13 protein-coding genes are annotated in these 14,752 nt (G+C 72.7%); 11 read left to right on the forward strand and 2 right to left on the reverse strand.

The features are described from left to right. Window positions 1–157: 157 nt before the first annotated feature. The 8 genes from L0965_RS15030 (at window position 158) to dapF (ending at window position 6,656) form a co-directional block, all read left to right on the forward strand. A complete protein-coding gene (locus L0965_RS15030) occupies window positions 158–478 on the forward strand; it encodes a helix-turn-helix domain-containing protein (protein ID WP_060959482.1) in 321 nt (106 codons plus the stop codon). Between the two features lies 1 nt (window position 479). Further along, complete coding sequence (locus L0965_RS15035) at window positions 480–704, forward strand: DUF3046 domain-containing protein (protein WP_060959483.1); 225 nt, start codon at window positions 480–482, stop codon at window positions 702–704. A gap of 269 nt (window positions 705–973) precedes the next feature. Further along, entirely contained in the window at window positions 974–2,029 is a 1,056-nt protein-coding gene (recA, locus tag L0965_RS15040) for a recombinase RecA (protein WP_101306572.1), read from the forward strand. Further along, the gene (locus L0965_RS15045; RefSeq protein WP_101306571.1) at window positions 2,029–2,778 is read left to right on the forward strand and encodes a regulatory protein RecX; all 750 of its coding nucleotides are present in this window, start codon (window positions 2,029–2,031) and stop codon (window positions 2,776–2,778) included. Before recA ends, L0965_RS15045 begins: the two co-directional genes overlap by 1 nt. A 74-nt stretch (window positions 2,779–2,852) precedes the next feature. Next, window positions 2,853–4,403, forward strand: a complete 1,551-nt coding sequence (gene miaB / locus L0965_RS15050; RefSeq protein WP_101306570.1) for a tRNA (N6-isopentenyl adenosine(37)-C2)-methylthiotransferase MiaB — start codon at window positions 2,853–2,855, stop codon at window positions 4,401–4,403. Next, window positions 4,400–5,314, forward strand: coding sequence for a tRNA (adenosine(37)-N6)-dimethylallyltransferase MiaA (gene miaA, locus L0965_RS15055; RefSeq protein WP_101306569.1), 915 nt, complete (start codon window positions 4,400–4,402; stop codon window positions 5,312–5,314). Before miaB ends, miaA begins: the two co-directional genes overlap by 4 nt. Further along, window positions 5,311–5,736, forward strand: coding sequence for a GNAT family acetyltransferase (locus L0965_RS15060; RefSeq protein ID WP_060959488.1), 426 nt, complete (start codon window positions 5,311–5,313; stop codon window positions 5,734–5,736). Before miaA ends, L0965_RS15060 begins: the two co-directional genes overlap by 4 nt. A 56-nt stretch (window positions 5,737–5,792) precedes the next feature. Next, entirely contained in the window at window positions 5,793–6,656 is an 864-nt protein-coding gene (gene dapF, locus L0965_RS15065; RefSeq protein WP_060959489.1) for a diaminopimelate epimerase, read from the forward strand. A 36-nt stretch (window positions 6,657–6,692) separates the two neighbouring features. On the opposite strand, the gene L0965_RS15070 is transcribed toward dapF, so the two are convergent. Next, window positions 6,693–7,334 carry a class I SAM-dependent methyltransferase gene (locus L0965_RS15070; protein WP_101306568.1) on the reverse strand — a complete coding sequence of 214 codons (642 nt, stop codon included), beginning with the start codon at window positions 7,332–7,334 and terminating at the stop codon, window positions 6,693–6,695. A 69-nt stretch (window positions 7,335–7,403) separates the two neighbouring features. Between L0965_RS15070 and hflX the strand changes: the two genes are divergently transcribed. Then, on the forward strand, window positions 7,404–8,927 hold the full coding sequence (hflX, locus tag L0965_RS15075; protein ID WP_101306567.1) for a GTPase HflX: 1,524 nt from the start codon (window positions 7,404–7,406) through the stop codon (window positions 8,925–8,927). A 343-nt stretch (window positions 8,928–9,270) separates the two neighbouring features. Here the strand turns inward: hflX and L0965_RS15080 are convergent, their stop codons facing one another. Then, complete coding sequence (locus L0965_RS15080) at window positions 9,271–11,181, reverse strand: prolyl oligopeptidase family serine peptidase (RefSeq protein ID WP_101306566.1); 1,911 nt, start codon at window positions 11,179–11,181, stop codon at window positions 9,271–9,273. A 313-nt stretch (window positions 11,182–11,494) separates the two neighbouring features. On the opposite strand from L0965_RS15080, the gene L0965_RS15085 reads away from it, so the two are divergent. Together L0965_RS15085 and metE are read left to right on the forward strand one after the other, a co-directional pair. Continuing rightward, complete coding sequence (locus L0965_RS15085; RefSeq protein WP_232783914.1) at window positions 11,495–12,415, forward strand: methylenetetrahydrofolate reductase; 921 nt, start codon at window positions 11,495–11,497, stop codon at window positions 12,413–12,415. Then, window positions 12,412–14,733 carry a 5-methyltetrahydropteroyltriglutamate--homocysteine S-methyltransferase gene (gene metE, locus L0965_RS15090; RefSeq protein ID WP_101306564.1) on the forward strand — a complete coding sequence of 774 codons (2,322 nt, stop codon included), beginning with the start codon at window positions 12,412–12,414 and terminating at the stop codon, window positions 14,731–14,733. The genes L0965_RS15085 and metE overlap by 4 nt, the downstream gene beginning before the upstream one ends. Window positions 14,734–14,752 lie beyond the last annotated feature (19 nt).

Below are 14,752 nucleotides of genomic sequence, written 5' to 3' on the forward strand. Positions count from 1 at the left end.
TCGCGGGGAATACCGTTCGTGTCGCGCCGGTTACGTCTGAGCGATTCCCAACCATTACCCAGCACGTGAGGGCTATCGTGGCCAGCAAGTCGGGTACTGTTGTCCACCCGGGTACCGAAACCGGCGAGGGAACACGAGTAGAGGAGGGGGCCCGAACATGATCCTGGTTCGTCAGGAGATCGGCGAAGTCCTGCGCGACTTCCGTCTGCAGAAGGGGCGCACCCTCCGTCAGGTCGCCGGGCGCGCGAGCGTCGCCCTGGGCTACCTCAGCGAGGTCGAGCGCGGTCAGAAGGAGGCGTCGAGCGAGATCCTCGCCGCGGTCGCCGAGGCCCTCGACGTCCCGATCTCGACCATCATGCGCGAGGTGGGCGACCGCCTGTCCGTCCTCGAAGGCCTGCAGGTCTTCCCCGACGTCGTCCCCGACGATCTTGCCGCCCTCGACGGCGGTCTGGTCCAGCCCGAGCTCTCGCTGCGCTGACGTGCGGCGCAGTGAGTTCGCGCGCGCGGTCGCGGACGAATTCGGCCCCCGCGGGTCGAGCCTCGTCGCCGACCTCGCCCTGTCCGGTGTCGGTCATCGCACCGCGGCGCAGGCGCTGGCCGACGGGGTGGATCCGCGGGAGATCTGGCTCGCGCTGTGCGTGGAGACCGACGTGCCTCTCGCGCGCCGACACGGCGTGGGCATGATGGAGCCCCGTCGGCGCTGACGGTGTGCGCGGCGCCACGGCGTGTCGCGATCTCGAAACTCTGTTCGAGGGGCGTAGGCTCCTGCACATGAGGTAGAACGAGATGTTTGTCCACATCCGTGGGCGTGCCCCCGACCGATGTCGGAGGCGCTCCCTAGCGTGGACATCGTCATCACGACACCTCCGCCTTGTCGCAGCATCCCTCCCGTCGGGTGGGAGCGCGACAGCCTACAGGCGACGGAATCCCCGACGCGGCCGAGCCGCCGACGGCAGAGCACAAGGAGCACGTCATGCCCTCACCCGCCGACCGCGAGAAGGCCCTCGAATCGGCCCTCGCCCAGATCGACCGGCAGTTCGGAAAGGGCTCGGTCATGCGACTGGGCAGCGACGAGCGCGCCCCCGTCGAGGTCATCCCGACCGGATCCATCGCGCTGGACGTCGCCCTCGGCGTCGGGGGTCTGCCGCGCGGCCGCATCATCGAGATCTACGGTCCCGAGTCGTCGGGTAAGACGACCCTGACGCTGCACGCGATCGCCAACGTGCAGCGCGCGGGCGGCATCGCCGCCTTCATCGACGCGGAGCACGCGCTCGACCCCGACTACGCCCAGAAGCTGGGCGTCGACATCGACCAGCTCCTCGTCTCGCAGCCCGACACGGGGGAGCAGGCCCTGGAGATCGCCGACATGCTGGTGCGCTCGGGCGCGATCGACCTCGTCGTGATCGACTCGGTCGCCGCGCTGGTGCCCAAGGCCGAGATCGAGGGCGAGATGGGAGACTCGCACGTGGGTCTGCAGGCGCGACTGATGTCGCAGGCGCTGCGCAAGCTCACCGGTGGGCTCAACCAGACCAACACCACGATGATCTTCATCAACCAGCTGCGCGAGAAGATCGGCGTGTTCTTCGGCTCGCCGGAGACCACCGCCGGTGGTAAGGCGTTGAAGTTCTACGCGTCGGTGCGCCTCGACATCCGTCGTATCGAGACCCTCAAGGACGGAACCGAGGCGGTCGGAAACCGTACGCGCGTGAAGGTCGTCAAGAACAAGATGGCTCCGCCCTTCAAGCAGGCCGAGTTCGACATCCTGTATGGCATCGGCATCTCGCGCGAGGGCTCCCTCATCGACTTCGGCGTGGAGCACACGCTGGTCAAGAAGTCCGGTGCCTGGTACACCTACGACGGCGAGCAGCTGGGGCAGGGCAAGGAGAACGCGCGCAACTTCCTGCTGAAGAACCCCGACATCGCCGCCGAGATCGAGACCAAGATCAAGCAGAAGCTCGGCATCGGACAGCCGCGCGGCGCCGCCGAGACGGTGCCCGCCGACGATCTGGCTGCGCGCCGCCCGGCCTGATGAGCGGTGCGCGCGACGGGGGCGAGCGCGACGGCCTCGCCCCCGTGATCCCGCTGTTCGGCGGAGCACATCACGCCCGGCGCGACGACGGGGCCGCGGAGGACGCGACTGCGGAGGACAGGACTGTCGGGGACGCGGACCGCGAGGGAGTGACCCCGTTCCGCGACGCCCCGTCGACGACGTGGCACACGACGTGGACGGACGAGCAGGACAGCCCGGAGGCGGACGCCTGGGATGCCGACACGACGACTCGTGCGCAGGACGCCGAGGCTGCGCTCGTCAAGCGGCTACGGACGCGGTCGCTGTCGGAGCGGGAGGCGAGGGCCTTCCTCCGCGAGCGCGACCTCGCGGACGACGCGATCGAGCACGTGCTGGCGCGGATGCGCGGCCTCGGCTATCTCGACGACGCGGCGCTCGCGGAGCAGCTCGTCCACAGTGGCGTCGAGCGGAAGGGTCAGGGCCGGGTCATGCTCGCGCAGGCGCTGGCCAAGCGCGGCATCCCTCGTGATGTGGTCGACGAGGCCCTCGGGGCGTTGCCGGACGACGAGGCCGAACGCGCGCTCGACTTCGCGCGCCAGAAGGCGCGATCGCTGCGCGACCTCGATCGCGACACGGCGCTGCGGCGACTGTCCGGCCGGCTTGCGCGGCGCGGTTACGGCGCGACGGCGCTGTCGGCCGCCCGGCAGGCGCTCGACGAGCTCGGCCGGCCCGTACGGCGACCGCCCGCGGGTACCGTCCGCTTCGACTGAGCGGGCCCGCCGCCCGCCGCGCCCGCAGTCGCACCGGAGTCCGACGCGTCGTCGGATCGTAGAATGAAGGCACCATGACCTCTCCGTCCGCCGCCCCCACGCTGATCGCGCCGTCGCTCGCCGCCGTCGCCGCCGACGGCCGCACCCGCACCTACGAGGTGCGCACCTTCGGCTGCCAGATGAACGTCCACGACTCCGAGCGGCTGTCGGGTTCGCTCGAGAGCGCGGGATACGTGCGTGCGGATGCGGGGACCGAGGCCGACGTCGTCGTCATCAACACGTGCGCCGTGCGCGACAACGCCGCGGGCAAGCTGTACGGCACGCTCGGACACCTCAAGAGTCGTAAAGACCGCCACGAGGGCATGCAGATCGCGGTCGGCGGCTGCATGGCGCAGATGGACAAGGACGCCGTCCTCGAGAAGGCGCCCTGGGTCGACGTCGTCTTCGGCACCCACAACATGGGATCGCTTCCGCGCCTGCTGGAGCGCGCACGGCACAACGGCGACGCCGAGCTCGAGATCCTCGAGGCCCTCGAGGTGTTCCCCTCCACGCTGCCCACCAAGCGCGACGCCGTCCACAGCGGCTGGGTGTCGATCTCCGTGGGCTGCAACAACACGTGCACGTTCTGCATCGTGCCGAGCCTGCGCGGCAAGGAGAAGGACCGCCGCCCCGGCGACATCCTGAACGAGATCCGGCTCCTCGTCGACGACGGCGCGATCGAGGTCACGCTCCTCGGTCAGAACGTGAACAGCTACGGGGTCGAGTTCGGCGACCGCCAGGCGTTCGGCAAGCTGCTGCGCGCCGCCGGTCAGATCCCCGGCCTGGAACGCATCCGTTTCACGAGCCCGCATCCGGCGGCGTTTACCGACGACGTGATCGACGCGATGGCCGAGACGCCGCAGGTGATGCCTCAGCTGCACATGCCGCTGCAGTCCGGCTCCGACCGGATCCTGCGCGCGATGCGGCGCTCCTATCGCAGCGACCGCTTCCTCGGCATTCTGGACCGGGTCCGCGAGCGGATCCCGCACGCGGCGATCTCCACCGACATCATCGTCGGCTTCCCCGGCGAGACCGACGAGGACTTCGAGGACACGATGCGTGTCGTCGAGCAGGCCCGTTTCGCGAGCGCGTTCACGTTCCAGTACTCCATCCGCGAGGGCACGCCCGCCGCCACGATGCCCGACCAGATCCTCAAGGCCGTCGTCCAGGAGCGCTACGAGCGCCTGGTGGCCCTGCAGGAGCGCATCAGCCTGGAGGAGAACCAGGCCCAGATCGGACGCGAGCTCCAGGTGCTCGTCTCGACGGGCGAAGGGAAGAAGGACGCCGAGACGCGCCGCCTGACCGGCCGCGCGGAGGACAACCGCCTCGTGCACTTCGAGCTGCCCGACGGCTCCGCGGTGCCCCGCCCGGGCGACGTCGTCACCGTGACCGTCACCCACGCCGCTCCCTTCCACCTGCTCGCCGACAGCACCGACGGCGCCCCGCTGCAGATCCGCCGCACACGCGCGGGCGATGCGTGGGACCGGACGCAGGCCGAGTCCTGCGGCGTCCCCGCTCCCGCGGGCGCGGAGGGCGGCGCGCCGCGCGCGGTGTCGCTGGGCCTTCCCACGCTGCGCCTCGGGTGACCGGGCGCCTCTGGGCCGTCGTCGGAGCCACCGGCACCGGCAAGACGGACCTGTCGCTGCGCCTCGCCGAGGCGCTGGGCGCCCGCGGACGCGCGGCGGAGATCGTCAACGCCGATGCCATGCAGCTCTACCGCGGGATGGACATCGGGACCGCGAAGCTGCCGGTCGCCGAGCGTCGCGGCATCCCGCACCACCTCTTCGACGTGCTGGAGGTGACCGACGAGGCCGCGGTCGCGGCCTATCAGGATGCCGCGCGCACCGCGATCTCCGACATCTTCTCCCGCGATGCCGACGCCATCCTCGTCGGCGGCTCGGGGCTGTACGTGTCGAGCGTCGTCTACGACTTCCGCTTCCCGCCGCACGACGACGCGGTGCGCGAGCGGCTCGAACAGGAGCTCGCCCAGGACGGCCCCGGCGCCCTGCTCGAACGGCTCCGCCTCCTCGATCCGACGACGGCCGAGCGCATCGACGCCCGCAACGGGCGTCGGATCGTCCGTGCGCTCGAGATCGCTCTGCAGGGCGACCGCGGGCACGGCGCGGCACTGCCCGCGGAACCGGTGCGGTGGCATGAGCCTACGATGCTCGTCGGCGTCGAGCTCGACCGTGCGCAGCTCGTCGCACGCCTCGACGAGCGCGTGGAGCGCATGTGGCGCGAGGGGATGTTGGCCGAGGTCGAGGCGCTGCGCGCGCGAGGCCTCGAGCGCGGGGTCACGGCGAGCCGTGCCATCGGGTATGCCCAGGCCGTCGACCAGCTCGCCGGACGCATCGACCAGGCGGAGGCGATCGCGCAGACCCAGGCGTTGACGCGGCGCTACGCGCGGCGACAGGTGTCGTGGTTCCGTCGGTACCCCGGCATCCACTGGGTCGCGCCCGACGCGGACGCCGCCGCGCTGGCAGACTCGATGGCGTGACCGCCGTCGAGATCCGCCCCTTCGCCACCGCCGATACGGACGCCGTCGTCGCGCTCTGGCGAGAGGCGGGGCTGACGCGGCCCTGGAACGACCCGTACCGGGACATCGCCCGCAAGCTCACCGTGCAGCCCGAGCTGTTCCTCGTCGCCCACGATCGGGGCGACCTCGTGGGCACCGTCATGGCCGGCTACGACGGGCATCGCGGGTGGCTGTACTACCTGGCGACGGCCGCGGAGCGTCGCGGCGAGGGGATCGCGCGCCGCCTCGTGGAGACGGCGGAGGAGGGCCTGCGCGCCCTCGGATGCCCGAAGGTGGAGCTGATGGTGCGTCCGGAGAACACCGCGGTCCACGACTTCTACGCCCGCCTCGGGTACGAGCCGTTCGATGTCTGGATGACCGGCAAGCGGCTGATCGCCGACTGACGCGTGCCCGCCGTCCACCCCGCCGGTGCACAGCGCGCGGCCCGTAGACTTGCCGGGTGGCAGAGCCGATCGCATTCACCAAGGGTCACGGCACGGGCAACGACTTCGTGATCGTCCCGGACGACGACGGTGCCCTCGACCTGTCGGCCGACCAGATCGCCGCGCTCTGCGACCGCCGCTTCGGCATCGGCGGCGACGGCATCCTGCGCGTCGTCCGCAGCGCCCGCCTCCGCGAGGGCGAGGCGACGGCGGATGCCGAGTGGTTCATGGACTACCGCAACGCCGACGGATCGGCCGCGGAGATGTGCGGCAACGGCACCCGCGTGTTCGCGAAGTACCTCGTCGACACCGGCCGCGCGAACATCGATGACGCGCCGCTGCGCATCGGCACCCGCGCGGGCGTGAAGACCCTCACTCGCAGCGACCTCGGCTTCGAGGTCGACCTCGGCGTGTTCCGGGTCGACGGCGATGTCGTGGTGAAGGCGAGGGGCCTCGACGTCGCCCGGCCCGGACAGGGCGTCGACGTCGGCAACCCGCACGTGGTCGTTGCCCTCTCCAGCTCCGCGGAGCTCGACGGACTCGACCTCACGGTGCAGCCGCAGCTGCATCCCGACCCGGTCGAGGGCGCCAACGTCGAGTTCGTGGTCCCGGCCGATCCGCTCGTGCAGAACGGCGTCGGAACGATCCGGATGCGTGTGTTCGAGCGGGGCGTCGGGGAGACCCTGTCGTGCGGCACCGGTGTGGCCGCCGCCGCGCTGGCGGTCCGGCACTGGGCGGGGGCCGCGGCGCCGGACCGGTGGAGCGTGGAGGTGCCCGGCGGCACGCTCGGTGTACGCATCGTCGCCGAGGCCGACGGAGAGCACGTCCTCCTGTCCGGACCGGCGGCGCTCGTCTACTCAGGCGAGGTCCGTCTCGCCTGAGGCCGGCGCGCCGCCCGCGCCGGCGCCAGGGGCACGTCAGGGAAGCTCGATGGCGCCCGTGCGCACGGCGCCGTGCCGGCGCACCTTCAGCACCCGGAATCCTCGCCCGGTCGCGGCCCGTGTCACGGAGTAGCCGTCGTCGAAGGTGGCCGCGAGCCAGCGCTGCAGAGAATCCGAGCCGAGGTTGCGCTGCACGACGAGCCAGGCGTCGCTGCGCTCGTCGAGCCGCGGAAGCCAGCGCTCCAGGAGGCCGTGCAACTCGTTCTTGCCGACCCGGATCGGGGGATTCGACCGGATGCCGCGGAAGCGGACGTCCTCCGGAACATCTTCGGGGCGTGCGGCGTTGACGTTGTCGAGTCCCCACTCCGCGGCGTTGCGGCGGACGAGATCGAGGGCCCGGTCGTTCACGTCGACCGCCCACACGGTGGCGTGGGGAGACTGGACGGCGAGGCTCAACGCGATCGGCCCCCACCCGCAGCCGAGGTCGAGCAGATGTCCTCCCGGCGGAGGCGGTGGCGTGTTCGCCAGGAGCACGGCCGTCCCGCCATCGACGTGGTCGGGGCTGAACACCCCGCCCGCGGTCGTGACCTCGCCAGAGCGTCCGGCGAGGGACACACGGATGCGGCGGAGGTTCTCGGCGCTGGACGGGGAGGCGCTGAAGTAGTGGTCACTCCCCATCCTGCGAGCGTACCGGAGCCACCCGCCCCCGCGGGAGGCTAGACTGCAAGGCTGACCTGGAAGGAATCCATGACCCACACCACCGAGACCACCGACGCGCACGGCGACGAGACGCCGATCGACCCGGTGGATCGCGTGCTGGCCCACGCCGAGGGGCGTTCGAGCGCGCGCGTCTTCGGGGCCGCCCAGGCGCTGCAGGACTCCGCGACCGTCGCCTATGGCGACACCGACGGCGACCAGTGGGACCGTGAGGAACGCGCGGCGCTGCGCCGCGTGCCCGGGCTGTCGACCGAGCTCGAGGACGTCACCGAGGTCGAGTACCGCCAGCTGCGGCTGGAGAACGTCGTGCTCGTGGGCGTGTACCCCCAGGGATCGCACGAGGATGCCGAGAACTCCCTTCGCGAGCTCGCGGCGCTCGCCGAGACCGCGGGAGCCGTCGTGCTCGACGGCGTGCTGCAGCGTCGCCCGCACCCCGACCCCGCCACCTACATCGGCCGCGGCAAGGCCGCGGAGCTGCGCGACCTGGTGGCGGCCGTGGGCGCCGACACCGTCATCGCCGACACCGAGCTGGCCCCCAGCCAGCGCCGTGCGCTGGAGGACGTCGTGAAGGTGAAGGTCATCGACCGCACCACCGTCATCCTCGACATCTTCAGCCAGCACGCGAAGAGCCGCGAGGGCAAGGCCCAGGTCGAGCTCGCCCAGCTCGAGTACCTGCTGCCGCGCCTGCGCGGCTGGGGCGAATCGATGAGCCGTCAGGCCGGTGGCCAGGTGGGCGCCGGTGGCGCCGGCATGGGCTCGCGCGGTCCGGGTGAGACGAAGATCGAGCTCGATCGCCGCCGCATCCGCACCAAGATGGCCCAGCTGCGCAAGCAGCTGCGCGACTTCGCACCCGCCCGCGAGGCCAAGCGCAGCGAGCGCAAGCGCAACACGATCCCCTCGGTGGCCATCGCCGGCTACACCAACGCCGGCAAGTCCAGCCTGCTCAACCGGCTGACCAGCGCCGGCGTGCTCGTCGAGAACGCGCTGTTCGCGACCCTGGATGCCACGGTGCGCCGGGCCGAGGCGGCCGACGGCCGCGTGTACACGCTGACCGACACCGTCGGGTTCGTGCGGAACCTCCCGCACCAGCTCGTCGAGGCGTTCCGCTCGACCCTGGAGGAGGTGGGCGACGCCGACGTGCTCGTGCACGTCGTCGACGGCTCGCACCCCGACCCCGCCGCGCAGCTCGCGACCGTGCGCGACGTGATGGGCGACGTCGGGGCGCGCTCCACGCGCGAGATCGTCGTGTTCAACAAGGCGGACCTCGTCGACGAGGACACCCGGCTCGTGCTGCGCGGTCTCGAGCCGGGCGCGCTGTTCGTGTCGTCGCGGACGGGCGAGGGCATCGACCAGCTCCGTGCCGTCGTCGAGGAGGCGCTGCCGCTTCCCGCCGTCGAGGTGCGTGCGCTCGTGCCGTACGACCGCGGCGACCTGATCAACGCCGTGCACGAGTCGGGGCACATCGTCTCGACGTCGCACGAGGAGGACGGCACGGCCGTGCACGCGCACGTCTCGGAGCGTCTCGCCGCGGAGCTCGCGCCCTACGCCGTCTGACGGTCGGGCGTTTCGACTCGCTGCGCTCGCTCAACGACCGGGCGGGGCGGTCGGGCGTTTCGACTCGCTGCGCTCGCTCAACGACCGGGCGGGGCGGTCGGGCGTTTCGACTCGCTGCGCTCGCTCGACGACCGGGCGGGGCGGTCGGGCGTTTCGACTCGCTGCGCTCGCTCGACGACCGGTGGCGACGGTCGGGCGTTTCGACTCGCTGCGCTCGCTCAACGACCGGTGGCGGCGGTGGGGCGATTCGATTCGCTGCGCTCGCTCAACGACCGGGCGGGGCGGTGGGGGACGGGCCCGGTCGTTGAGCGACGAGCGCAGCGAGGAGTCGAAACGCCCGCACTCACGAGAGCGTGATCGGCGGCACCCCCGGGGTCTCGAAGCCGAACACCTGCCCGAGGAACGCGAGCTCGCTCTCCAACGCGTGCACGACCGACTCCGCGCGGCGGAAGCCGTGCCCTTCGCCCTCGTACAGGACGTATGCGTGGGGGACCCCCCGCGCGGCGAGGGCATCGCGGATCGCCTCGGCCTGCGACGGCGGCACGACCGCGTCCTCCGCGCCCTGCAGCAGGAGGACGGGTACCGCGAAGCCCGCGATGTGCGTCAGGGGCGACCGTTCGACGTACAGGTCCTCGGCCTCCGGTAGCGGGCCGATGAGGCCGTCGAGATAACGGGACTCGAAGTCGTGGGTGTCCGCCGCGAGGGCGCGCGCGTCGCCGACGCCGTAGCGCGAGATGCCCGCGGCGAAGACGTCGGTGCGGGCGAGCGCGGCCAGTACCGTCCACCCGCCGGCCGACCCGCCCTTGATCGCCAGCCGGTGCGGGTCCGCCGCGCCGGACGCGGCGAGACCGGATGCCGCGGCCGCGACATCCTGCACGTCCACGACGCCCCACTGGCCGCGCAGGCGCTGCCGGTACGCCCGGCCGTAGCCGGTGGAGCCGCCGTAGTTGACCTCGAGCACCCCGATGCCGCGACTCGTGAAGAACAGCGTCTTGCCGTCGGCGACGCCGCCCTCGTGGCCGGTCGGGCCGCCGTGGACGAGCACGAGGTACGGCGGACGCTCACCGGCGGGGCCCGTGGCGTGCGGGTTCGTCGGCGGATGGACGAACGCGTGCACCGGCCCGGTCGGTCCCTCCACCGTGAGCGGCCGCGTCGGCGGCATCCACGAGCCCAGCTCGTCGCCGGGGATCTGCGCCGGCGCCCCGACGATGCGCGTCACATGCGCCGCGTCGGGACCGTCGGTGAGGTCGACGAGCCAGATCCCGCTGACTCCCGGGGCCATCCCCGACACGAGCGCCCGACGACCGGCGACGGCCTCGACGGCCAGCGACGCGGTGGCGGGGACGTCGACGGCGGTCGCGGTGCCGGCGGCATCCACCGCCACGAGCTCATCGGCACCCTCGGTCCGCACGGCGAGCAGCCCACCGTCGTCGAGCAGCCCGTACCAGCGGCTGCCGAGAGACCACAGCGGCCCACCCGTGTCGGCGTCGGCGGGGGCGAGTGCGGTACGCGGCAGATCCGCATCGAGCCGCACCCGCCACGGGTTCCAGTGCCCGCTCGCATCGTCGAGGTAGACGAGGTCGTCCTCGTCGGCCCATTCGGGCTGCAGCGCCGCGGAGGCGCCGTCGGTCACGTCCGTCCACTCGACGACGGCGCCGTCGTCGATCCGCCCGACGCGCAGGACCGTGCGGTCCCAGGGCATGTCCGGATGGTTCCAGGCGACCCAGGCGAGGCGATCGCCGCGCGGCGAGAGCACCGGCTGCGCGACGAAGTCGCTGCCGGCGACGAGGTCGCGCGCGCCGGAGCCGTCCCGCTCGATCCGCACGATCGCCCGATCGCGCCCGCCGCGCTCGCGGATGCCGAGGAGCACTCCCGCACTGACGCGCAGACCGCCGTAGCGGACGTCGGGCTCCGCCGTGAGGGGGCGCGGCTCGTGACCGGGCTCGATCACCCAGACCTGCTGATCGCTGCGCTCGACGAAGAACAGACGGCCCTCGTCATCGGCCGCCCATGACCCGCCGCCGTACTCGTGCACGCCCGAGCGCGCGTTCCACGGCGCCGGCAGCACGGTGTGCACCTCGCCCTGCGCGTCGCGGCGGAAGACGGCCGTGCGACCGGCCTCCTCGGGGACGGACTGCCCCCACCACACCTCGTCGCCGACGACGGCGGCGCCGTCGATGCGCGGGGAGGCGGCGGAGGCCCACGCGGCGGTCAGCGGGGAGGGCCAGGATCCGTAGGGGCGTGCGTCGACCATACGTCCCACGCTACGCCGCGGGGCGACGGCATCCTCCCCGCCCGGAGTGAAACGTGTCGTCACACAACACCGGATGCCGCCGTCGTGGCCCTACAGTGGTGCCATCGACGCCCGCGCCAGCGGGCCGCCCGGTTCGCCCGGGCAGGAGCGACAGCCGAGCCCGGCACCCGCCCGCGAGAACCGCACCTTCGTGCGCCCCGCGGCCGACCGGCTGAACGACCCTGACCCGAGAGCGAACCGAGCCATGATGTCTCACGAACCCCGCGCCACCGCGCCGATCGTCGACGACGTGTCCCCGAGGTCCGCTCGGACGGTGCCCTTCTCCTTCGAGATCTATCCGCCCCGGACGGCCGAGGGGCTCCCCGCCCTCCACGAGACGATCCGTGTGCTCGCCGCCACCGGGCCGCGCTTCATCTCCGTCACGTTCGGGGCCGGCGGATCGACCACCGACCGCTCGCTCGCCGTCCTCACCCACATCCTCCGCGAGACGCCCGTGCCCCCGGTGGCCCATCTCACGTGCGTCGGCAGCAGCTACGCGGAGGCCACCACCGTGATCCGGGAGTTCCTCGACGCCGGCATCACCCGCTTCCTGGCCCTGCGCGGCGACCCTCCCGCGGGGGTCGCGGAGGACGAGGTCGCGCTCGGCGACCTCGAGTCGGCGGCGCAGCTCGTGCAGCTGATCGACCGGGTGCAGGCGGAGCGCTCGCCGTACCGCGAGCAGGAGATCCCCGGCGTTCCCGGGGCTGCGCAGGTCGCCGCCGGGGAGCGGGTCGAGATCGCCGTCGCGGCCTTCCCGAACGGCCACCCGCGCTCGCGCCACCGCTTCGAGGACATCGATGCGCTCCTGGCCAAGCAGGCGGCGGGAGCGACCTCGGCGATCACGCAGCTCTTCTTCCGCCCCGCCGACTACCTCGACTTCGTCTCGCGCGCCCGCGCCGCCGGCGTCGTCATCCCGATCCTGCCCGGCATCATGCCGATCACCTCGCCCGCACGCCTGCGCCGCGTCCTCGAGCTCACCGGCGACCCCCGGCCCGACGACCTCGCGGTCGCCCTGGAGGCCGCGACGGATGCCGCCGCGCAGCGCGCGGTGGGCATCGCCCACGCCGCGGACCTCGCCCGCGCCGTGCTCGACGGCGGAGCGCCCGGCATCCACCTCTACGCCTTCAACAACCACGACACCGTCCTGGCCGTGCTCCGCGCCGCCGGGCTCATCCCTGAGGAGACGACCCCATGACCACGTCCTTCCCCGCCGGCACGATCCTCGGTTACCCGCGCATCGGCCGCCGCCGCGAGCTCAAGCGCGCCGTCGAGCGCCACTGGGCCGGTGTGCTCGACGAGGCCGGCCTCGAGACCGAGGCGGCGGCCCTCCGCCGCGCGACGCGCGCGCGGCTCCTCGACCTCGGCCTCGGCCGCGACGACTCGTCCATCCCCGAGACCTTCTCCTACTACGACCAGGTGCTCGACGCGGCGACCGCCGTCGGCGCCCTCCCGGCGCGCTTCGACGCGCTCCGGGGCGAGGACGGCGCCGTGCCGCTCGCGGCCTACTTCGCCGCCGCGCGCGGCGACGGTCATCGTCAGCCGCTCGAGATGACGAAGTGGTTCGACACGAACTACCACTACCTCGTTCCCGAGATCGCTCCCGAGACCCGCTTCGCGCTCTCGCACGACCGGTTCGCCCGGCAGGTCGCGGAGGCCGCCGCGGACGGCGTGACCGTGCGCCCCGTCGTGGTCGGTCCGGTGACCCTCCTCGCCCTGGCGAAGCCCGCCGACGGCGCGCCCGCGGGCTTCTCCCCGCTCGACCGCCTCGAGGATCTCCTTCCGGTCTACGCGTCGCTGCTGCAGTCGCTGCGGGAGGCCGGCGCGTCGTGGGTGCAGCTGGATGAGCCGGCGCTCGTCAGCGAGAGTCTGGGAATCGACGCCGACCGACTCGCCGCCGCGGCGGAGCGCGCGTACGCGGTGCTGGGAGCCGCCGCGGACCGTCCGGCGATCCTCGTGGCGGCGCCCTACGGGCCGCTGACGGCCGACGCGTGGAGCGTGCTGGCCGCGGCGCCCGTCGAGGCCCTCGCGATCGATCTGCACCGCGCCGCCGAGGCGCCCGCCCCGCATCCCGGCCTCGCCGGCAAGACGATCGTGGGCGGTGTCGTCGACGGTCGCAACGTGTGGCGCGGCGATCTGACCGCCGCCGCGGATCGGCTGGAGCGGCTCCGCGCGGTCGGCGCGGCCGCGGTCGCCGTCGGCACCTCGACGTCGCTGCAGCACGTGCCGCACGACGTCGCCGACGAGCCGGCGCTCGACCCGCGTCTCGCGGCGTGGCTCGCGTTCGCGGATCAGAAGGTCTCCCAGGTCGCGACCCTCGCGCACGGTCTCGTCGCCGGGCGCGCCGCGATCGCCGACGAGCTCGCAGCGGCCGACGCCGCCCTCGCCGACCGTCGGTCGGCGCCCGGGGTGGCCGACGGCGACGTGCGCGCGCGTCTGGAGGGGCTGGACGCCGCGGCATCCGACCGCGCGCCGTTCGCCCGGCGATCCGCCGCGCAGACGGCGCTCGGTCTGCCCACGCTGCCGACGACGACGATCGGCTCGTTCCCGCAGACCGCGGACATCCGCCGGGCGCGCGCGGCCCACACGCGCGGTGAGCTGTCGGCAGCGGAGTACGAGGAGTTCCTGCGCGCCGAGATCGATCGCGTCATCGACCTGCAGGAGGACCTCGGCCTCGACGTCCTCGTGCACGGGGAGGCCGAGCGCAACGACATGGTGCAGTACTTCGCCGAGCACCTCGACGGCTTCGCCGTCACCCAGAACGGCTGGGTGCAGTCGTACGGCTCGCGCGCCACCCGCCCGTCGATCCTGTGGGGCGACGTGTCGCGTCCCGCGCCCATGACGGTCGGGTGGTCGACGTATGCGCAATCCCGGTCGGAGAAGTACGTGAAGGGGATGCTGACCGGACCCGTCACGATCCTCGCGTGGTCCTTCGTCCGCGACGACCAGCCGCTCGCCGCGACGGCCGACCAGGTCGCCCTGGCGCTGCGCGACGAGATCGCCGACCTCGAGGCCGCCGGCATCCGCATCATCCAGGTGGACGAACCCGCCCTCCGGGAGCTCCTGCCGCTGCGGCGGGCCGACCAGCCCGCCTACCTCGACTGGTCGGTGCGCTCGTTCCGCCTCGCGACGGCGGGGGCGGCCGACGCCACCCAGATCCACACCCACCTCTGCTACTCCGAGTTCGGCGTCGTGATCGATGCGATCGCCGCGCTGGATGCCGACGTCACCTCGATCGAGGCGGCGCGTAGCCGCGGTGAGGTCATCGACGACATCGCGGCGTCGGGCTTCTCGCACGGCGTCGGGCCGGGTGTGTACGACATCCACTCCCCGCGCGTGCCGAGCGTCGACGAGATCGAGGAGCTCCTGCAGCGCGCCGCGGACGAGCTTCCGCTGCACCAGGTCTGGGTCAACCCCGACTGCGGGCTGAAGACGCGCGGCTACGAGGAGACCGTGGCGGCGCTGCAGAACCTCGTCACGGCCACCGCGCGCGTGCGGGAGCGCGTCGGCGCGTAGCCGGCGTCGACCCGGTCCC

The sequence above is a fragment of the Microbacterium sp. NFH-22A-Y genome (assembly GCF_021401375.1).
Taxonomy (GTDB): Bacteria; Actinomycetota; Actinomycetes; order Actinomycetales; family Microbacteriaceae; genus Microbacterium; species Microbacterium hominis.